The sequence below is a fragment of the Roseobacter fucihabitans genome, assembly GCF_014337925.2.
GTDB classification, from domain to species: domain Bacteria; phylum Pseudomonadota; class Alphaproteobacteria; order Rhodobacterales; family Rhodobacteraceae; genus Roseobacter; species Roseobacter fucihabitans.
This window is the reverse complement of record NZ_CP143423.1, coordinates 4136037-4156839: the sequence shown is the minus strand read 5'-3', so window position 1 is coordinate 4156839 and position 20803 is coordinate 4136037. Positions and strand designations below refer to the sequence as shown.

16 protein-coding genes are annotated in these 20803 nt (G+C 57.7%); 8 read left to right on the top strand and 8 right to left on the bottom strand.

Going from position 1 to position 20803, the window contains the following annotated elements; all coding sequences use genetic code 11:
• Nucleotides 1–131 precede the first annotated feature (131 nt).
• The 4 genes from ROLI_RS20365 to ROLI_RS20350 are packed head-to-tail and all read left to right on the top strand — an operon-like array spanning nucleotide 132 to nucleotide 3967.
• Entirely contained in the window at nucleotides 132–1280 is a 1149-nt protein-coding gene (locus ROLI_RS20365; protein ID WP_187430808.1) for an aminomethyltransferase family protein, read from the top strand.
• A gap of 54 nt (nucleotides 1281–1334) precedes the next feature.
• Nucleotides 1335–1931: a dimethylamine monooxygenase subunit DmmA family protein gene (locus tag ROLI_RS20360; RefSeq protein ID WP_187430807.1), complete on the top strand. Its 597-nt coding sequence runs from the start codon at nucleotides 1335–1337 to the stop codon at nucleotides 1929–1931.
• Nucleotides 1928–2890 carry a PDR/VanB family oxidoreductase gene (locus ROLI_RS20355; protein WP_187430806.1) on the top strand — a complete coding sequence of 321 codons (963 nt, stop codon included), beginning with the start codon at nucleotides 1928–1930 and terminating at the stop codon, nucleotides 2888–2890. The genes ROLI_RS20360 and ROLI_RS20355 overlap by 4 nt, the downstream gene beginning before the upstream one ends.
• A 9-nt stretch (nucleotides 2891–2899) precedes the next feature.
• Complete coding sequence (locus ROLI_RS20350) at nucleotides 2900–3967, top strand: DUF3445 domain-containing protein (RefSeq protein WP_187430805.1); 1068 nt, start codon at nucleotides 2900–2902, stop codon at nucleotides 3965–3967.
• A gap of 1 nt (nucleotide 3968) precedes the next feature.
• Here the strand turns inward: ROLI_RS20350 and ROLI_RS20345 are convergent, their stop codons facing one another.
• Nucleotides 3969–4598: an XRE family transcriptional regulator gene (locus tag ROLI_RS20345; protein WP_187430834.1), complete on the bottom strand. Its 630-nt coding sequence runs from the start codon at nucleotides 4596–4598 to the stop codon at nucleotides 3969–3971.
• Between the two features lie 124 nt (nucleotides 4599–4722).
• On the opposite strand from ROLI_RS20345, the gene ROLI_RS20340 reads away from it, so the two are divergent.
• A complete protein-coding gene (locus ROLI_RS20340; protein ID WP_187430804.1) occupies nucleotides 4723–5727 on the top strand; it encodes a GlxA family transcriptional regulator in 1005 nt (334 codons plus the stop codon).
• 91 nt (nucleotides 5728–5818) lie between these two features.
• Here the strand turns inward: ROLI_RS20340 and ROLI_RS20335 are convergent, their stop codons facing one another.
• From ROLI_RS20335 to ROLI_RS20320, 4 genes are read right to left on the bottom strand one after another with little or no spacing between them, the layout of a single operon-like run.
• A complete protein-coding gene (locus tag ROLI_RS20335; RefSeq protein ID WP_187430803.1) occupies nucleotides 5819–6391 on the bottom strand; it encodes a sarcosine oxidase subunit gamma in 573 nt (190 codons plus the stop codon).
• A complete protein-coding gene (locus tag ROLI_RS20330) occupies nucleotides 6384–9335 on the bottom strand; it encodes a sarcosine oxidase subunit alpha family protein (protein WP_187430802.1) in 2952 nt (983 codons plus the stop codon). The genes ROLI_RS20335 and ROLI_RS20330 overlap by 8 nt, the downstream gene beginning before the upstream one ends.
• Nucleotides 9332–9619 carry a sarcosine oxidase subunit delta gene (locus ROLI_RS20325; protein ID WP_187430801.1) on the bottom strand — a complete coding sequence of 96 codons (288 nt, stop codon included), beginning with the start codon at nucleotides 9617–9619 and terminating at the stop codon, nucleotides 9332–9334. Before ROLI_RS20325 ends, ROLI_RS20330 begins: the two co-directional genes overlap by 4 nt.
• Complete coding sequence (locus tag ROLI_RS20320; RefSeq protein WP_187430800.1) at nucleotides 9619–10869, bottom strand: sarcosine oxidase subunit beta family protein; 1251 nt, start codon at nucleotides 10867–10869, stop codon at nucleotides 9619–9621. Before ROLI_RS20320 ends, ROLI_RS20325 begins: the two co-directional genes overlap by 1 nt.
• A gap of 276 nt (nucleotides 10870–11145) precedes the next feature.
• Between ROLI_RS20320 and ROLI_RS20315 the strand changes: the two genes are divergently transcribed.
• From ROLI_RS20315 to ROLI_RS20305, 3 genes are all read left to right on the top strand, one after another.
• Entirely contained in the window at nucleotides 11146–12087 is a 942-nt protein-coding gene (locus ROLI_RS20315) for an ABC transporter substrate-binding protein (protein ID WP_187430799.1), read from the top strand.
• 73 nt (nucleotides 12088–12160) lie between these two features.
• On the top strand, nucleotides 12161–13183 hold the full coding sequence (locus ROLI_RS20310) for a glycine betaine/L-proline ABC transporter ATP-binding protein (protein WP_187430798.1): 1023 nt from the start codon (nucleotides 12161–12163) through the stop codon (nucleotides 13181–13183).
• A gap of 26 nt (nucleotides 13184–13209) precedes the next feature.
• The gene (locus tag ROLI_RS20305) at nucleotides 13210–15156 is read left to right on the top strand and encodes an ABC transporter permease subunit (RefSeq protein ID WP_316247463.1); all 1947 of its coding nucleotides are present in this window, start codon (nucleotides 13210–13212) and stop codon (nucleotides 15154–15156) included.
• Here ROLI_RS20305 and ggpS read toward each other — a convergent pair.
• The 3 genes from ggpS to ROLI_RS20290 form a co-directional block, all read right to left on the bottom strand.
• Nucleotides 15153–16649 (bottom strand): glucosylglycerol-phosphate synthase, encoded by a 1497-nt coding sequence (gene ggpS / locus ROLI_RS20300; RefSeq protein ID WP_187430796.1) that lies wholly within the window; start codon nucleotides 16647–16649, stop codon nucleotides 15153–15155. The genes ROLI_RS20305 and ggpS overlap by 4 nt on opposite strands.
• Before the next feature lie 3 nt (nucleotides 16650–16652).
• Complete coding sequence (locus tag ROLI_RS20295; RefSeq protein ID WP_187430795.1) at nucleotides 16653–17414, bottom strand: HAD family hydrolase; 762 nt, start codon at nucleotides 17412–17414, stop codon at nucleotides 16653–16655.
• A 619-nt stretch (nucleotides 17415–18033) separates the two neighbouring features.
• Complete coding sequence (locus ROLI_RS20290) at nucleotides 18034–20760, bottom strand: TRAP transporter permease (RefSeq protein ID WP_187430833.1); 2727 nt, start codon at nucleotides 20758–20760, stop codon at nucleotides 18034–18036.
• Nucleotides 20761–20803: the final 43 nt, after the last annotated feature.

The following is a 20803-nucleotide window of genomic DNA, read 5'->3' as shown; positions in this document are numbered from 1 at the left end:
GCATAATGGCAGTCTGATATGCCTGAATTTTGCCTATTAGGAAAAAAAGTTGCATACGAGTGTTGCTTTTTGAGACGGGCTGAGGCTCAATACCTCCAAACACGACAGAGTCGGAAACAGGGGAGACAGATATGGCCATTCTATGGAGACATTCCGCGCTTGCGCATCGCCACGCCGATATTGGCGGGGAGCTAGAAGATTGGAACGGGATGGGCACCGCGTGGTTTTACGATCACACCCCGGAACGTGCCAAAGCCGATTATGAGGCAGTGCGGACAAAAGCGGGGCTGATGGATGTTTCCGGCCTCAAGAAGGTGCATGTGGTTGGCGCGGATGCCGCCTATGTCATCGACCGGGTCACCACGCGTAATGTGGAAAAGATCGCGCCTGGGCGGTCGACCTATGCGTCGATCCTGAACGCGGATGGCAAATTCATCGACGATTGCATCATCTATCACATCGCGGTGAATTCATGGCTTGTGGTGCATGGCACCGGCACGGGCATGGAGCAATTGACCAGTGTTGCGGCGGGCAAGAACTGCTCAGTCATCTTTGATGATGATTTGCATGATCTGTCCTTGCAGGGCCCGGTGGCGGTCGATCTGTTGGCCAAGGAAATCCCGGCCGTGCGTGACCTGGCCTATTTCGGTCTGATGCAAACGCGACTTTATGGTCGCGACGTCATGATCTCCCGCACCGGTTATACCGGCGAGCGCGGATATGAGATTTTCTGTCGGGCCAAGGATGCGGTGCATCTTTGGGATAGTATTCTGGAAGCGGGCAAGGACATGGGCGTGCGTCCTGTTCAATTCAGCACGCTGGATATGTTGCGCATTGAAAGCTACCTGCTGTTTTATCCCGGTGATAACTCCGAAACCTTCCCGTTTGAAAACGAACCCTGTGGCGACACGCTGTGGGAATTAGGTCTGGAATTCACCGTATCGCCCGGCAAAGAAGGGTTTATCGGGGCTGAAAATCACTATGCCATGAAGGGCAAGGAGCGCGTCAAGATCTACGGCGTGCAGTTGTCGGACAGCATGGCGCAGATGGATATGGGTGCGCGTGTCTTCCATGATGGCAAGGACGTCGGGGTCATCACATACGGTCTTTCTTCCGAGTTGAACAATTACAGCGTGGCGATTGCGCGTTTGTCCCCCGAAGTGGCCAAGGCGGGGACCAAACTGACGGTCACGCAATTGGATGGCACTGAACTTGCGGCAACCGCCGAAGAGATGCCGTTCTATGACAAGGACAAATCCATCCGCACCGCCAAAGGTTAAGTCTCCTGGGCGCAGGTTTCGATCTGCGCCCTTGCTCTACTCAAAGGGACCGACATGTCGAAGTTCACCTTTCCCGAAAGTATCAGAAGCCGCCCGGTCTATGGCACGCTGGCACCGCGCGCGGGGTCTGCGCATCTTTTTGTTGCGGATGCCCACGGCGCAGAGGCCATACTCGATGTCGCCACGCCGGAAATCATGGCAAAAGGGCATATCATCTATCTCCCCAAAGGCGAAGGTTTTGGAGATAAACTGCGCGCCTTGAACCCGGCGTCCTTCTACGCGGGACCCTCCTTTGCCGCCGCTGAAGCGCGCCTGCACCGGATGTTGAAGGACGCTAAGATGGGTTTGCAGGTCTATCTGGCCGGGACCGAAGGGCTCATGGGGCAGGCACAGCTGGCCGCCACAGATGCCGGTATTCCGCATACGGCAATTCAAACCGAACATCGCGGCAGCACAGCCCGGCGGATGCAATGCGTCCATTGCAAGGGCATCACCGAAGATGTGGAAATCGACCCGTTTCAATGCAGCCATTGTGGGTTGAACCTCTTTGTGCGGGATCATTATTCGCGCCGTCTGGCCGCCTATCAGGCGGTTTGTATCGATGCCGAAGACCCCGGCAACGTTCCAGCATCAAAGGGGATATACGAATGAGCGGTGCGGAAAAGATTGCCGTCAAAGTCACCGAGATTGTGCCGTTGAACGACCTGGTGACGCGGTTCAAATTCGAGCGCGTGGACGGTGGTTTGCTGCCCACGTTTTCCGGGGGGGCGCATACGGTTGTCGAAATGCAAGACGGCGACATCACCCGGCTCAACCCCTACTCGCTGATGTCCGACCCGATGGACCAAACCGCCTATACCATCTCGGTGCGCCGCGACGATGAAGGGCGGGGCGGGTCGCTGTTCATGCATACCCGTGTGGCGCTTGGCGATGAGATGGTGATCTCCTACCCGGTCAACCTGTTCTCGCTCGACCTGCGCGCCAAGAAACATCTGTTTGTGGCCGGGGGCATCGGGATCACGCCGTTTATGGCGCAGATCAAGCAGCTCGAGCGGTTCAACGGGCATTGGGAATTGCATTACGCCTGCCGTACGCCGGCGCTTGGCACTTACGGCGATGAATTACGCGCGCATCATCCGAATGAAACGCGTATTTATTATGATGATCAGGACCAAAGGATTAATTTGGCTGACCTTCTTGAAGGGCAGCCGCTTGGCACGCATGTCTATGTCTGCGGCCCCAAGGGCATGATCGAATGGGTACGCAACACTGCCCAGGCCGATGGTTGGCCGCGCGAGGCGATCCACTATGAAGAATTCCTGGCCCCGAAACCGGGTAAACCTTTCGAGGTCAAACTGGCCGTAAGCAATAAGGTCATTCAGGTCGGCGAACAGGAAAGCCTGCTGGAAGCGATGGAGCGGGAGGGCGTGGACGCACCATACCTCTGTCGCGGCGGGGCTTGCGGTCAATGCGAAACATCCGTGATCGATTACGCCGGGAATTTCATCCACCGCGATCACTGGCTGGATGATGCAGAACACGACAGTGGCGAAAAAATCATGCCCTGCGTATCGAGATTTGAGGGCAAGACCCTCGTGCTGGACCGATAGAGAGGCACCATGACCCTACAATTCAACGATGAAACCTTTCGCGACGATTATTCGTTCTTCAACTCGGAGCGCGCGATCAAACGCTTCCCGTTTCCGTTCCACGAAGACAGCTATATGTATTCGGTCAACATGGAACAACATCGTGGCGGTCCGGTTGATTCGGTCTATGAAAAACGCTTCGATGTGGATGAACATTACGTCTCCGAAATGCGCGATCGGGCAATGGTGCTGGCCGATGATCCGCTGCGGTGCCAGTCCCTGCCGCATATGACGCTGGCGGGATGGGACCTGCTCGAATTGATCATGGTGTCCAAATCCGAGGATTACCCGGACCTTTTTGAACTGCACCGTGACGGCGATAAATGGCGCTGGATCAACAGGCCGCTGGGTATTGACCACAGTTTCACCTTTCTGGATGAAACGACGCTGCCTTACGGTCCGATGGAATATATCACACGGCAGGCGCAGGGTGATTATGCCGTATTGGATCAACGTGATGACAACCTGTGGATGGACGCGGGTATGATCACAACGCAAGCCGATTGGAGCCTTGATTTCGACATCGGCATGAATTTCTTTGAATGGCACGCGCCCGTGCCTTTGGCGCATGAAAAGGGTATCTTCGTACGTGCGCTCAAATTCCTGCTGAACATCCAGCAAGGTGCGCCTGCGCGGCGGTTGAACTGGACCATGACGGTCAATCCGCTGCTGGATACATCGCCCGAGAATTATCACAAATGGGGCATTCAAAAGACCACGCTGACGCCTGAAAACCTCGGTGCCAAGCAGCATTTGCGGGTGGAGTTGCAGACGTTTTTCCGCCTGCCGCGGTCCAATGCGCTGGTCTTCCCGATTCGCTGTTATCTGTGCAGTTTTCAGGATCTGATGAGCGTCCCGAAATGGGGTCGTCGCCTGCACCGCGTGATCCGGGATTTGCCCGATGAACTGGCGACCTATAAGGGGTTCATCGACAATCGTCCGATGATGCTGGACTATCTGGCTGCATTTGATGATGGCTTGCTGACGTCGCCGGGCATCTGGCCGGACCTGGACACAGAGCCCGCGCTCCAGAAGTAGCTCAGCTTTTCTGCGGGTAGCTGATCACCGAGAGATAGCGCGCGGGCAGTTTCACAAGAACATCCGGCCCATGCGGCGCATCCGCATCAAAAAACAGCGTGTCACCAGGTTTCATCGGGTACACGTTGTTACCGTGGCGATAATCAACCTCACCCTCGAGCATGTAAATCATCTCGATCCCGGCGTGCTGAAATGTCGGGAATACGTCTGCTTCATCCGACAGCGTGATCAGATAGGGTTCGACGATGACGCCACTCGCATTCGCCCCCAGATGCCCCAGCAGGTTGTATTGATGGTTGGAACGGGTGCCTTCTCGCTCCTGTTCCACGCCTTCGCCTGCCTTGGTGTGCACAGCCATGCGGGATTCCTCAAACCCGCGAAAGAAGGCGGTGAGCGGAACGGAGAGCGCATTGGCGAGGGTTTGCAATGTTGTGAGCGACGGCGACGTATTGCCATTCTCGATCTTGGAGAGCATGCCGATGGACAGCCCCGTCGCCGCAGAAAGATCGGCCACGGTGATTTCCTGTTTGCGCCGAAACGCCCGGACTTCACGACCGATCGCGATCTCCAGAATATTCTCACGGCTCTCGCGCAGGCTGTGGGGGTCTTGTTGCAGGATCGTCGCGGCCATTGTCATATCCATCTGTTGTAGTGTTCTGAATTATCGCTTTGACCGGGGCACGCAAGTGGCGTGTCCGTAAAATCCGTTCGATCACTACTAGTCTATCATATTTGTTTCCTGTTAGGATATTTTTATGACGCGTAATGAAACAACTCAAATCGGTTTTCTCATCTTTCCGGGCTTTCCCATGGCCTGCCTGACGTCGATGATCGAGCCTTTGCGCGCGGCCAATGAGATTTCGGGCCAAGAGGCTTTTGGATGGCGGTTGATTTCTGAGAAGGGCGCGCGCGTCCAGGCAAGTGCAAACGTTGGGTTTGAGGCTGATTTGGCGCTGGAAGACTGCGATGGTTTGGATCAATTGTTTTTATTGAGCGGTCCGTCGTCGAAGTTTGAGCGTCCCGTTCCCTCCGATGGTGTGCTGCGGAAATTGGCGCGCCACGGGGTCGTCATGGGGGCGATCAGCGGCGGTGTTTTCCCATTGGCGCGGGCAGGTCTCTTGGAGGGGCATGTCGCCTCGGTGCATTGGTGTTACGAGGCGGCGTTCGCCAGCGCGTTCCCGCAGCTTGAGACCACGGAAGACGTCATCATGCTGGACCGGCGTCGTTTGACAGCTTCGGGTGCGGCGGCGGCGTTTGATCTGTCGTTACATTTGATCGAAGAGACATTAGGCGCCGACGTGGCAACCGAAGTTGCCTGCTGGTTCCAACACCCTTTGGTCAGGGGGCCGGGTGTGATCCAGCGCAAGCCGACCTTTGCAACCGAAAGTACAAGTGACATGTTGCCCCCGGTCGTACGGCAGGCGGTGGAGATTTTCGCGCAGAACATTGATGATCCGATAAATGTCGCTGATGTGGCGCAGATGATCGGCGTGTCGGGGCGCCAACTCGAACGGATGTTCCAAAAAACCACCGGGAATACGCCGCTTGGTTATTACCGCGCGCTTCGGATGCATAAGGCGCGCCAATTGTTACTCTATAGCAAGGATACGCTTACAGAAATCGCAGTAGCTGTTGGCTATTCGACGTCTTCGACGCTGTGCAAAAACTATGTGGAGGTCTTCGGGATTCACCCCAAGGAGGACCGGCGGAAGGTCAACCACTTCCGGGTACGCGATAATTCAATCGTACCACCTGCATAAAACAAACGCATTTCACCCTGAACCGCCCTCGGATGCCCGGAACCTATTGGTTTCAGCACCCAAAGAGACATGTGGCACCCCCGATGAACGCTTAAACGCTCGGGGCCACGGATTTGGCAGCGGTGAGCAAAGCGTGGTGCAGCGTTCCTGCGGAGGCGCGCGGACCCAGTATGCGGATATGATCTTCCGCTTGGTGCCGGATGACGAAACACCCCAATTGGTGGATAACGGTACGCTGTGCATCACCCGCTTGCATCTGGCGGATCGGAACGGCGCAGATCCGCTCGCATAGATCCGCCATTGCGGGACCGGTGATGTCAAAACAAGCCCAGGCACCGGATTGTTCGGTGACCGATGCCGCATCCCCGAGCAAGGCCTTGAGCAGATCAGCCAAGAGCTCATGGGTCGCGCGCGGCGCGCTGATCATCCATTGCTCCGGCCCCATCCAGAAACCGGCCTCCGGGTCGTGCAATTGCGCCTTGCCCGGACCCGGCACTGCGCCAAGCAGTTTTATCAACGCGGCGTGGCAGATTTCCTCATGCCCCATGCGCGCGGCGACGGAGGCGAGCGCGAGCCCGTCGTTCTCGGAAATGGTGATGTGATCGAAGGCATCTACGCGGGGTTCAACCCCGCCAAGGGCCGTGATGGGTTTCAGATCATGCACGCAACCGGTCTCCCTGTGGATCAATGAAATGGGCGCTGGTGATTTCGACCTCGACGCTGACCTCTGTCAGCGGGCTGACCAGCCGCATCCGCTCGCCCATACGCGTATCGCCGTCTTTGACAAAAGCCAGCGCAATGGCGTGACCAAGGTTCGGAGAGAAGCAGGCCGAAGTGGCGTAGCCCTGATCATGCGCGGCATCTACCGGCCCGTCCGCATTCATCAGATGTCCGCCCGCAGGCACCGGGTCTGCGGGGTCGAAGGGTTTGATCCCGACCAGCCGCAGATCGCCAGAAGCATTCAGACCCTCACGTTCGGAAAGGATCGAACCGATGCTGTCCTTGGCCTTGCTGACCATGCGCCCCATCCCGAGGTTCTGTGCGCTCGTGGTGCCATTGAGTTCGTTACCGGCCGCGTGACCTTTCTCAATACGCAAGACGCCAAGCGCCTCCGTACCATAGGGCGTCACGTCAAATTCTGCACCCACTTCCATGATGCGCCGCATCAGCGCATCACCATAGGCCGCAGGAACGGCAATTTCATAGGCAAGTTCGCCACTGAAAGAGATCCGGAACAGCCGTGCGCGCAGACCGCCACAGACGGTGATATTCGCGCAGGCCATGAAGGGAAATCCATCGTTGGACATGTCCGTTTCGGGGTCCACGATCTTTTGCAACAAAGCGCGGGCGTTCGGGCCAGCAACGGCGTATTGCGCCCAGGCTTCGGTTGTCGAAATCAGCTGCACGTCCATATCGGGGAACAGGCACTGGCGGATAAATTCCATGTGGCGATAGACGGGCAGGGCGTTGGCGGTGGTCGTTGTGACCACAAAATGATCCTCCGCCAGCCGTCCTGCTGTGCCATCATCCATCGCGATGCCATCCTCGCGCAGCATCAGACCATAACGTGTCTTGCCGACCGCGAGTTTGGCAAAACCATTGCAATAGATTTTGTTCAAAAACACCGCCGCATCGACACCTTGTACGTCGATCTTGCCCAATGTCGTAACATCACAGACGCCGACGGAATTACGCACTGCCAGCACTTCGCGGTCCACGCTTTGCCGCCAGGTTGTTTCACCGGGTCGCGGGAACCATTGCGCACGCAGCCAGTTGCCGACTTCGACAAAAGTGGCGCCCTGTTCCTCGGCCCATTTATGGGACGGGGTGAGGCGTTTGGGGTGGAAATCCTGTCCCCGGTGACGCCCCGCAAGCACGCCAATTGCAGTGGGCGTATAGGGGGGACGGAACATCGTGGTGCCGACCTCGGGGATGGTCTTTCCAGCCAGTTCGGCCATGATCGCAAGCCCGCCCATGTTGGAGGTCTTGCCCTGATCCGTCGCCATGCCCAATGTAGTATAGCGCTTGAGGTGCTCGACCGAGCGGAAGCCCTCCTGATGGCTGAGCCGGACGTCCTTGACGGTGACATCGTTTTGCTGGTCGAGCCAGGCGCGGCTGCACCCCTCTACATACCAAAACGGTTTCAATGCGACGGGTGCATCTTCTGCCTGTGGCAGGTCGGATTTGCCTGTCTTGAAGCCCAGATCGCGCATCGCAGCACGGGAGGCTTCTGCGCCACCCTTCAATGCTCCCGCCGTGGACATATCGCCCCGCGCGGCCCCGGCGACGGCCATCCCCGGCGGCAGGGTGCCACCCGGTACAAAGGCGGCGATGTCTTCACTCCAGACCGGACGACCCCCCTGATGGCAGGTCATATGCACGTTCGGGTTCCACCCGCCCGACATGCCAAGCGCGCCACATTCAAGCGTGCGCGTGCTGCCATCGGCAAGCCGCACTTCGGCGAAGGTGAGGCCAAGACGCCCGGAGGTATCGATGATCTCTCCGTTCAGGACCTCGTAATCGCCACTTCGCGGGGCATCGGGGCGCACGTCAACCACGGCGGCGATCTTGACGCCCTGCTCATGGAGGTCCCGCGCGGTGCGGTGACCGTCATCGTTATTGGTGAAAATCGCGATCCGGCGGTCGGCGGCGACGCCAAAGCGGTTGGCATAGGTCCGAATGGCGGACCCCAGCATAATGCCGGGCCGGTCATTGTTTTCAAAGGCAATTGGACGCTCAATGGCACCGGCGCCCAGCACGGTGCGCTTGGTATAGATACGCCACAGGATCTGGCGCGGTTTGCCCGCATCAGGCGTGTGCTGGTGGTCGCTGACCCGCTCGACGGCGCCATAGATGCCATGATCGAAGGCCCCGATGATGCTCGTGCGGGACATAAGACGCACGTTGGGCAAAGTGGCGAGTTCCGCCACGACGCTTGCGGCCCAATCCGCACCGGCTTCATGGCCAAGCACAAAAGTCTCGCTGTTGAGCCGCCCGCCCATGCGGAAATCCTCATCCGCGAGGATCACCTGAGCCCCCGCGCGCCCCGCCGTCAGCGCAGCGGCAAGCCCGGCAGGACCCGCGCCGATGATGAGCAGATCACAATGCAGGAAGCCTTTGTCGTAAACGTCTGGATCAGCATCGAGCGACAGAGATCCGAGACCTGCCGCCTGCCGGATGATCGGCTCATAGAGCTTTTCCCAGAACGCGGCGGGCCACATGAAGGTTTTGTAATAAAAACCCGCCGTCAGGAAGTTGGACAACCGGTCATTGATCGCCAAAAGATCGAAGCGCAGCGAGCCCAGCCGGTTCTGGCTGCGCGCCGTCAGCCCGTCAAAGAGCTCCACCGTTGTGGCGCGCGTATTTGGTTCCTGGCGGGCTCCGCCGCGCAGTTCCACCAGCGCATTGGGCTCCTCTGAACCGGCGCTGAGCACCCCGCGCGGGCGGTGATATTTGAACGAGCGCCCCATGAGCCGCTCACCGTTCGCCAAAAGCGCGGAGGCAAGCGTATCGCCGGGGTGGCCGTTGAACGGTTTGTTATCAAACGAAAAGCGAAGGCTTTTGTCGCGGTTGATCTGGCCACCGGAGAGTCTGTTGATCTGGTTCATGCGCTTCGCCCCCGACTGCGTGCAACATCGCGCGCAAGTTCCACCTTGCGGATTTCATGGGTCAGTGTGTTGCGGGTCACGACCAGCCAGGAACGGTCTCCTGCCTCATGAAACCACAACTCCTCGTGCCAGCCTGCCGGATTGTCGCGCAGGTAGCCGTATTCATAGAAATCCCGCGCCGCCGTCTCCGATTGCCAATCGGGTCGGTCGATGAGTTTTGCATCACCCATATAGGTGAATTCAGCGCTGTCGCGGGGGCCAAGCAGGGGGTGGTCAATGATCATCAGTGCAAATTGGGCTGATTGCCCATCCCTTTTTCGTCAATCATCCGGCCTTTTTCAAACCGGTCAAACCGATAGGCGGTTGCGGTCGGGTGCGGCGCGTCCGTGGCCAGCAAATGCGCAAAGCACAGGCCCGAAGCTGGCGTCGCCTTGAAACCGCCGTAACACCACCCGCCATTGAAATAGAGCCCGTTGATATCGGTGCGGTCGATGATCGGGGACCCGTCCATCGACATATCCATGATCCCGCCCCACATGCGCAATAATCGCGCGCGCCCGAAGGCCGGGAAAATCGCCATACCGCCTTCGCAGACGTCCTCCACCACCGGCAAATTACCGCGTTGCGCATAGGAGTTATAACCGTCCAGGTCACCGCCAAAGACAAGACCGCCCTTGTCGGACTGGCTGCAATAGAAGTGCCCCGCGCCAAAGGTGATGACGCCCGGCAGTACCGGTTTCAACCCTTCGGAAACGAAGGCCTGCAAAACCTGGCTTTCCATCGGCAGCCGCATGCCGGCATGCGACATCAACCGGCTGGAAGAACCGGCCACGGCGCAACCGACCTTGCCCGCGCCGATGAACCCGCGCGAGGTTTCAACGCCAAGGCAGGTGCCGTTTTCGATGCGGAAACCGGTGACTTCGCAGTTCTGGATAATGTCCACGCCCCGGCTGTCCGCGCCGCGTGCATAGCCCCAGGCCACCGCGTCATGGCGCACCGTGCCGCCCCGGTGCTGGGCCAACCCGCCCTTGATCGGAAAACGGGCGTCATTGGTATTGAGGAAAGGGTAGCGCTTCTTGATCTGCTCAGTGGTCAGCATTTCAGCGTCCGAACCCTGCAACATCATGGCATTGCCGCGCCGGATGAAGGCATCACGCTGGGCGTCCGTGTGGATCAGGTTCAGGATGCCGCGCTGTGAAATCATGGCGTTATAGTTGAAATCCTGCTCCAGACCTTCCCAGAGTTTCAGAGCGAACTCATAAAACGGCTGGTTTCCGTCGAGTAGATAATTGGAGCGGATGATCGTGGTGTTACGCCCGACGTTGCCGCCGCCAATCCAGCCTTTCTCAAGAACCGCGATGCGCTTTTGGCTGTACTCCTTGGCAAGGTAATAAGCTGTGGCCAGCCCATGCCCACCGCCCCCGATGATCACGATGTCATAGTGGGGTTGGGGTTCTGGATCACGCCAAGCAGGCTTCCATCCCTTATGTCCGCTCAGGGCCTCTTTAATGACCTTGAATCCTGAATATCGCATGGTCTCAATCCTCTCCAGAAATACTTGTTCCAGCAGCGCGCAAAAGTCCTCCTGAGAACCGCCATCGACTTGATCAAATGCGACATGATGACTGAATCAGTTTGCTCGCTAAGAATACCAGCAAGAAAAAAACTTGATTGTGAGGAAAATAATGCGACACTGTGCAAGAGTGCGGACAGCGACGAAACAGAATCGCGTGACGTATATAGGTCAGTCCCAACACGTGGGACAACTAAAGAGCATTTCAACAGATGCTGACAACCAGGGAGATAATTTATGAAATACCTAACAACGGCTTTGACAGCTGGCGTCTTTGCCACATTGCCTTTTGCCGTATTCGCGGAAGACAGCAGCGATCCGATTGTCATTCCGATCCATAACTGGTCCAGCCAGATCGTGATGTCCAATGTCGTCGGACAGCTTCTCGAAATGCGCGGCAACAACGTGGAATTTGTCACGACCGACAGCCAGGCCGTCTACGAATCGGTACGCCTTGGCGATGTGACGCTCGAAATGGAAGTCTGGGAAGGTGCCTTCGGCGCATCCTTTCGCGCAGCCCAGGAAAAGGGCGGTATTGTGGATGTCGGCGATCACGACGCGGTGACGCGTGAGGATTGGTGGTATCCGATGTGGACCAAAGAAGCCTGCCCTGGGCTTCCGGACTGGAAAGCGCTGAATGATTGCGCTGCGATTTTCGCGACGGCGGAAACCGGCGACAAGGGCCGTTACCTTGATGGCCCCGTGGATTGGTTGAAGCATGGCCAAGAGCGGGTCGAGGCATTGGGCATGGATTTTGTCGTTGTGAACGCGGGGTCAGCCGCAGCGCTTTGGGCTGAGATCGGTTCGGCAGAGGCGGACAAACGTCCTATCGTCGTTTTCAACTGGACCCCTAATTTCGCTGAAGCGGTCTGGCCTGGTGAATTTGTCGAATTTCCAGCCTGGGAAGATGGCTGCGACAAAGACCCGTCGGTGGGGCCAAATCCGGACGCGCTTTATGACTGTGGCAACCCCGCAAACGGCTATATGAAAAAAGCCGCTTGGGATGGGATGCAAGAAAAATGGCCGGGCGCATATGCGGTGCTGGAAAAGATCAGCTTCACCAACCCGCAGATCGCCGAGATGGCCGTCCTAGTAGATGTTGAGGATCTGGAGCCTGATGAGGCGGCTGAGGTCTGGCTGGAAAACAACAAAGATGTCTGGGAAAGCTGGATTCAGTAAATCCACCTCTCTCTGTAAAACTGAAAACTCTGTCCGGAGCCTCCGGGCGGGGAATTTTAGAGCAAGGACTGACATGTCAACCCAGCAACCCGTTATTTCCTGTCAGAATGTCTGGAAAATATTTGGCAAGGACCCCCAGAGTTTCCTTAAGACGATGACATCGGGCATGAGCTTTGACGACATCCGTGCGGCTGGCTACATCGCTGGGGTGAAGGATGTTTCCATAGACGTTCACAGCGGAGAAATGCTGGTCATCATGGGGCTTTCCGGTTCCGGCAAATCCACTTTGGTGCGCTGTTTCTCCCGCCTGCATGACATCACCGGTGGCAAGATCATGGTCGAAGGCCAGGATATCATGTCGCTGCCGGAAAGGGATCTGATCGAATTACGACGCTCCAAAATGGGGATGGTCTTTCAGTCCTTTGGGCTTTTGCCGCACCGGACCGTTCTGGATAACGTGGCCTTCCCGCTGGAAATGCGCGGACAGGACAAGCACACCCGGAGGGAACGCGCGCTTGAAGTCGTCAAATTGGTCGGCCTTGAGGGGCGCGAGGATTATTTCCCGCGCGAACTTTCGGGGGGTCAACAGCAACGGGTCGGCATTGCGCGCAGCCTTGCAATTGAGCCGGACATCTGGTTTCTGGACGAACCGTTCAGCGCGCTTGACCCACTAATTCGGCGTGAAATGCAGGATGAATTCCTGCGCCTCCAGCAGATGTTGAACAAAACCATCGTATTCATCACCCATGATTTCGACGAGGCGCTGCGACTGGCGGATCGAATCGCGATCATGAAAGACGGCGCGGTCGAGCAATGCGACACACCCGATCAGATCGTTTTGCATCCGGCCACCGAATATGTCCGCAAGTTTACCGAAGACATCGATAAGGCACGTGTCGTGCATGCCGGTGTTCTGGCCGAAGCCGGGCAATCCGGAGAGGGCACACCAATTGATGCCGGCGAGACAGTCCACTCCATGGCGCGGATGCTGGTCAATGATGCGCGTTCAATGATCCCTGTCAAACGGGGCGATGCGTTAATCGGCGCGATGCCACGGCAGGTGGCGCTTGATATCTTGTTGGGGCCGGTGGCGTGAGCGCCGAAGCGTCAACGTTGTCACGAGTGCCCAAACCCCTGAGCAACGGACAAATTGCTCTGGCCTTTGTCTTAGGTGCCGCGGCTCTGACGGCTGTGCAATATCTTGGTCTATTGCCGGGGTGGGTGCACCGGCTTCCCGAAACGGCGGTTCCGAACTTCGCGGCTTGGCTCGATACGATCTTCAATTTCGTCAAGGATGATCTCGGTCTTTTGGTTTTGACCCGTACCTTGACCGAAGGTCTGGAATGGCTGCTCGATGTCTCAGGCAACATCTTTTTTGGCAAACGGCGCTGGCCCTTCGTGGGTCCTATTCCGTGGACTGCGATGGCGGCGGTTGCGGCTGTGATCGGATATTATCTGGGCGGCTGGCGGCTGGCGGCATTGGGTGGTGGCACCATGGTGTGGACCGCGCTCATTGGTCAGTGGGAGATCGCGATGCAAACCATGTCGGTGCTGGCGATTGCTGCGCCGCTGGCCTTTGTGATCGGTCTGTCAGTGGGCATTGCAGCGTGGAAATACGCCTGGGTCGATCGGGTGATCAAACCCGTTCTGTCGGTGCTGCAAACCTTGCCTTTCTTCACTTATCTTCTTCCTGCTGTGATCTTTTTCAAGGTGGGCCCGACGGCGGGTGCCGTGGCTACGACGATTTATGCCATTCCCCCGATGATTCTCATGACCTCGCTTGGGCTGCAAAAAGTCTCGCCTGAGGTCGTCGAAGCGGGCCAAATGAGCGGGTGCAGCAAGTTCCAAATGCTGCGGCATGTCTACCTGCCCTCGGCGCGGACCGAGATTCTGGTTGGCGTCAACCAGGTGATCATGCTTTGTCTGGCGATGGTTGTTTTGACGGCGTTTATCGGGATGCCGGGGCTTGGGGCCAAACTGCTGGCGATGATGGGTAGTTTTAAGCTGGGCCGCTCCTTTGAGATCGGCGTGACCATCGTATTGCTGGCCGTCATGCTGGACAGGATGTCAAAGGCCTGGGTGGTGAAACAACCCGAACATTTCGAACGCGGCACGCCGTTGTGGAAAAGGCATCAGATGCTGGTTCTGGGTGTGGTGTTATTTGTCGGCTTCACACTGTTGTCGCTGGTCATGCCGATTGCGGCGGAAATCGGACGCGGGCAGGATTTCAGCCAGGGTCGCGAGCTTGACACGCTGATCAAGGGCTTTCTCGACATTGAATGGGTCAAAGCGACAACAGGATTCCTGCGGGGCTTTCTGAATGTGCAAATCCTGATCCCGTTCCGCAATTTCATGCTCTCGATCCCGACGCCTGCCGTGATCCTGCTCATCGCCGCCTTTGCGCTTGCACTCGCGGGTCGCAAGCAGGCCCTGTTGGGCGCGCTGTTCTTTGCGCTGGTGGCGTTGTCGGGCTGGTGGGATCGTGCGATCATCACGCTTTATTCGGTGATTTCGGCGGTGACGCTGGCAGCCCTTATCGGCTTGCCCCTTGCCATCATCGCGGCACGTTCCGAAAAATGGGCCAAGCGCGTGCTGTTGATTTGCGACACGGCACAAACTTTCCCAAGCTTCGTCTATTTGATCCCGGCGATCATGTTGTTTGGCATCACGGATATTGCGGTGATCTTCTCGATCCTGATCTTCGCCATGGTGCCGCTGGTGCGCTATACCATCGAGGGGCTGCGCACCGTCCCGCCGGAAATGACCGAGGCCGCTGACATGGCTGGGGCGACACGGTTCCAAAAGCTCTGGAACGTGCAATTGCCGCTGGCCCTGCCAACCATGGCCATCGGGTTCAACCAGGCGATCATGTTTGCGTTCTTCATGGTGATCATCGCCGCTTTCATCGGCACACAGGATTTGGGACAAGAGTTGCAGCGCACGCTTGCGGGAACCGATATGGGCAAGAACTTTGTCCTCGGTATCTGCGTATCGCTGATGGCGCTGACTTTCGATCTGGTCATCATGAAATGGGCCGCTGACAAGAAGCGCGCGTTGGGGTTGCCTTAGGGCTTTGATTTGCGGTACGCGGAGGCCTGTTTGAACGCAGCCTCCTGCGTTTGTCCCCAATGCTCCACGGAGAACCGCCGGACCATCTGGCGCAGCGCTTTCATGCGTTCCTGACGCTCTTGCGGTTCCATTTCCAAGGCCTGAACGATCGCGAGGTCCATCGAGCGATACGAAAACGGATTGGTGATGACGGCGGAACTCATCTCCACGGCAGCGCCGGCAAATTCGGACAGGACCAGCACCCCATCACAATCCGTGCGCGCGGCGACAAATTCCTTGCACACCAGGTTCATCCCATCCGCAAGCGGTGTGATCCAGGCCACATCCGCCGCCAGATAATATTGGATCAGATCATCAAAGGGGATCGCACGTGAGATCAGCGTGATCGGTTGCCAGCCCAGGGTCCCATAGCGCCCGTTGATCCGTCCGGCGGTTTCTTCAAGGCCCGCCTGCACGTCCTCATAGGCGGTCATGTTTCGATTGGCGCTGACGGAGACATGCATCAGGCAGACCTTGCCGCGCAGGGCCGGGTTGGCCTCCAGCACGCGCTCAAAACTCTCGAGCTGCTCAACGCCGCCCTTGGTGTAATCGGTGCGTCCGACCGAAACGATGAGCTTGGCGTCCTTGAGGTCGGTCCGAATCGTTTTGGCGCGGGCTTGAACGGCGGGGTCATTGGCGCGGGCTTCGATGAAATCCACCGCAACGCCGACGGCAGATGAGCTGATCCCGATTTCATTGCCCTGATAGACGATCCGGGTGGGCGCGTTTCGTTCACTTAACGCGGTCCCCTCAGAGATCAGGCTTGGATCCACCGGCATGCGTTCCAGCACGCTCACATCATGCAGGCTGCGCGCGACCGAGACGAAATTCGCCGCATAGCGCGGGATATGAAAACCGATGACATCGCAAGCCAGCAGGCTCTCGACGATCTCCCGACGCCAGGGCAGGACGTTGAACATATCCGCGCCGGGAAAGGGCGTATGGTGGAAAAACGATATCGTCACGTCCGACCGCAATTGGCGCAGATACCCCGGCACCAGCCATAGATTATAGTCATGAATCCAGACACGCGCACCCTTGCTGGCCTCACGCGCGGCGGCTTCGGCAAATGCCCAGTTCACCTCGCGGAACGTCGGCCAATCCACGGGGTCGTAGTTATATTTATCCTTGAAACTGTGCAGAATGGGCCAGAACGCTTCCTTGGAGGAGACGTGATAAAAACTGCTGACCTGCTCTTTGGTCAGGGGCAAGCGGGACACCGTGTAGCTGCCATAGGCATCGTTAATCTCGACGACGCGTTCGAAATCGGGGTTTGATGGATCATCGGCCAGTTTCCAGGCGATCCAGGCCCCATGGTCCGCCGTTCCAAAAAAGCTCTTGAGCGTGGGAACGATTCCGTTGGGGCTCTTGTTTTCGCGGAACTCTATTTTGCCGTTTACCTCGACCTCTTCATAGGGTTGGCGGTGATAGACAATGACCAGATCTGATGGCATGGCTCAGGCCTCCTTGATGTTTGGATGAAGGGCGAAATGCGCGATGGCTTCGATGATCCCGGCGGCCCCCACGCCCGTTGCGCGATGTATCCGGTCGGTTTCGGGCAGACGTTCAAGCAGGGCCTTTTCCGACCCGCCCACGGCCACAGCCGGGGTGCCCGCAACCAACAGGGACTGGTCGTTCAACGTATCCCCTGCCGCAAGAACCCGTGTTTCGGGGACGTCCAGATGGGCCAGCAGCTTCCGTAAAGATGGCCCCTTGCTGATCCCGCGCGGCAATACATCAAAGAAGCGGTTGTCAGAAATCAGGGCATCCGCGCCCATTTGTTCCACCAATGTGACGGCGCTGTCATCAAAAGTGCCGGGGTCCATGTCATAGCTGATGCGGTAGCGAAAGTCCGTGTTCTGCATCCTCAGCCCGGGGTGTCCTTCCAGTGCCGCGCGCAGACGCGGGCCAAGATTCCCCCAGGCCTCACGGATCGCGGTTTCGAGCGCCGGGATCGGCCGGATGACCTGTGTGGCGTCCACACGGGCAATTGTTGTGCCGACATCCCCTACCACGTAATCGGGCCAGGGGATGTCGTCATCTTGGCAAAGTTCCGTGATGAAATCGGGGTCGCGCCCCGTCACAAAAATTAACCCAACATCCTGTCGATGGCTGCGGATCCAGTCATAGAGACGCGCGCGATCCTTGCCGTCACCGCCCAAGAACGTACCATCCAAATCGGTCGCTAGAATAAAGTGGTGGTTCTTTAGATGGGTCATGCAATGTCTTTCTGGTCTGGTAAATTTGGTGCCATTTCGCCGGTTTTTGGTCGCCGTTTCGTTCGGGGCGTGGTGAGGGTGCCGCAATTGTCAGATACGGTTTGAACGTGCGATCTTGTTTTCCGTGTCATCTCGATTTCATCTTGCCTGGGACAGATGTGATGCGTTCGCTCCGTCTTTAAGCCGCGAGGGGTTGTTGCTGTTAGCCTCTAACGTTTCAAACCGGGGCATTGTTCCGGCTCAAAAGGCACAGCCTTTGATTGTGTCAGCAAGTGAAAACGCTTGAAAACGACATTCTGAACTGGATTTCGGATATAAATGGCTATTTTCTGGGCGATCTGAGCGCATGAAAATATTCCCTACGGAGTGTTTCCAGCGGTGGCAAAACAACCGGCCCTATCCAGGGTGAGAATTAAAAGGTAATAATATTAATGAATTAGTTCTGTATGATCGAAGTGAAATCACGATATGCAAGCGCTAAGTAAAAGCCGCCTGCCTGATTCTGAAAAGAAAAGCGCGTGTTTTGAAGGGATGTCGCTTTTGAGCCATCTCTGCAATTAGCCCCCGCCGGGTCATGAACAGGCCACGCCCATAGGGAATGGCCTGTTGAATGGGTTTTTCAGGCAGGTTTGGTTGCAATCCGGGCGGCGCGCCCTCTTTGCAGGAAGACGATGAGCCCCAAGAGCAGCAGCGCCGGGATGAACATCAGATACTTGCTCGGCTGGCCAACCGGGCGCAGGACACGCAGGACTTCCTGATCCCAATCGAGCCCCGCCGTTTCCCCCGCAGAGCCGAATGCGACGTCATCGATGATCAGTGTTTCGCCCTCTGTGCGGAACATCAAGCCCGCATTTTCGAGGCGTTCCTCTCCTGTGGCACCTTCCTCGATACCGAGCACGGCGACAAATTCGATCGGATCACCCAGATCGTTGACCCCGGCGACGCGCAGCCGCAAATCTTCGCCGACCGGTGTGGCCAAGGCTGCTGCCGCGATCTCGGTTGGCTGCTCTTCGGCATAGGGTGGTGAGACCATGTCCATCCAGAAACCGGGACGGAACAGGGTGAAAGCAATCAGCAGAAGTGCGAGTGTTTCATAGATGCGGTTACGTGCCAGAAACCAGCCTTGTGTCGCTGCGGCGAAGAGCAACATGGCGATGGTTGCGACAATGAAGACGAATATGCCCTGCACCCATGTGACATCAATCAGCAGCAGTTCCGTGTTGAAGATGAACAGGAACGGCAAAGCGGCGGTGCGCAGGGAGTAGAAAAACGCCACCACCCCGGTCTTGATCGGATCACCGCCAGAGACGGCAGCAGCGGCGAAACTTGCCAGCCCCACCGGGGGCGTCACATCCGCCATGATCCCGAAGTAGAACACAAAGAGGTGTACCGCGATCAAAGGCACAATGAGACCGTTTTGTTGGCCCAGCGTCACGATTACGGGTGCGAGCAAAGCCGAAACCACGATGTAATTCGCAGTTGTCGGCAGGCCCATGCCAAGGATCAGCGAGAGCACAGCCGTTAGCAGCAGGATGGCGAGGATATTGCCGCCAGAGAGCACTTCGACCACATCGGCAAGGGCGGAACCCACGCCGGTCTGGCTGACCGCACCCACGATGATCCCGGCGGTTGCCGTGGCGATGCCGATCCCGATCATGTTACGTGCGCCGGTTTCCAGCCCATCGATCAAATCGAGACCGCCCTGTTTGATGGCACGTCCCAAGCGGCCTTCGCCGCGCATCATCGCGGTCAGGGGGCGTTGGGTGACGAGGATGAACACCATATAGGTCGTCGCCCAGAAGGCCGAGAGACCGGGGGACAAGCGATCTACCATCAGCGCCCAGACCAGCACAACGACGGGCAGGATGAAATGCAGACCGGACCGGATTGTCGGGCCCGGCAGGGGCAGGGCGGTGACGGGTGCGTTCGGGTCGTCCAGTTCAAGCGGCTCTTCTTTTGAGGAGATATAGAGCAGCCCGACATAAACCGCGGTCAGGAAGACAAAGATGATATAGCCCGCCGTTTCCGGGAAGGCTGGACGGATCCAGCCCATGCCGTAATAGACCGCGAATGAAATTGCGCAGATCGCGGCGATGGTAAAGGCGATCCCGACCAGACGTTGCACGATAGGTTTGGGGGTATAGGCGCGGGGCAGGCCTTCCATGCCCGCCTTCAGGGCTTCGAGATGCACGATGTAGACCAGCGCGATATATGAAATCACCGCAGGCAGGAAAGCGTGTTTGACCACGTCAAAATAGGGGATGCCGACATATTCGACCATCAGGAAGGCCGCAGCCCCCATCACGGGGGGCATGATCTGGCCGTTGACGGAGGAGGCCACCTCTACGGCGCCCGCCTTTTCAGAGCTGAACCCGACCTTTTTCATCAGCGGGATCGTGAAGGTCCCGGTGGTCACCACATTGGCGATGGAGGAGCCAGAGATCAGGCCGGTCATCGCGGAGGAGACAACGGCGGCTTTGGCCGGTCCGCCTTTCATGTGACCCATCAGGCTGAATGCGACCTGGATGAAATAATTGCCCGCGCCTGCGCGGTCTAGGAGCGATCCGAAGAGCACGAAGAGGAAGACGAAGCCGGTGGAGACGCCAAGGGCGATGCCAAACACGCCCTCTGTAGTGATCCACTGGTGGTTCACGATTTCGGAGAGGCTGTTGCCCTTGTGGGCAATAATGCTGGGCATGTTCGGCCCGAGCACCGTGTAGACCAGGAACATCGACGCTACGATCATCAGGGCCGGACCCAGGGCGCGGCGCGTGGCTTCTAACAGCAGCATGATGCCAATGACGGCGACTACGAAATCCTGCGTGATCGGCGCGCCGACCCGTCCAGAAATATCGCGGTAATAAACATAGAGATAAAGGGCTGCGATGGCCCCGACGATGGCCAGCGCCCATTCCCAAACGGGGATACGGTCCTTTGGCGAGCCGAGCAACACAGCGCCCACAACCGCCAGCGCGATGAGCGGGATCCACCATGTGGCGGTCCCGTCTTTGGCACCGGTCATGAAGAGAAAGGCAAGCACCACAGGCACAACAATGCCCAGACCGACCTGGAATTTCGTGCGCGCCGCAGGGAAGGCGGCAAAGGCGAGGAAAAGAGCAAAGGCGAGGTGGATCGAGCGGCTTTCGGTATCATTGAAGACACCCCAGCCCACGATGAACGGAATGGGCGAGGCAATCCAGAGCTGGAACAGCGACCAGGCCAGCGCCACACATGTCAGGAATACACCGACTTTGCCGGTGGCACCCCGGCCCCCGGTGTCGGAGGAGGCCACAAGCGCGTCGAGTTCTTCTTGCGAAAGCCCTTTTTGTTGCGTGTTTTCGGCCATGAATTCCCCCTGACGGCCCATTTTCGGGCGCTTGTCTTGTTAT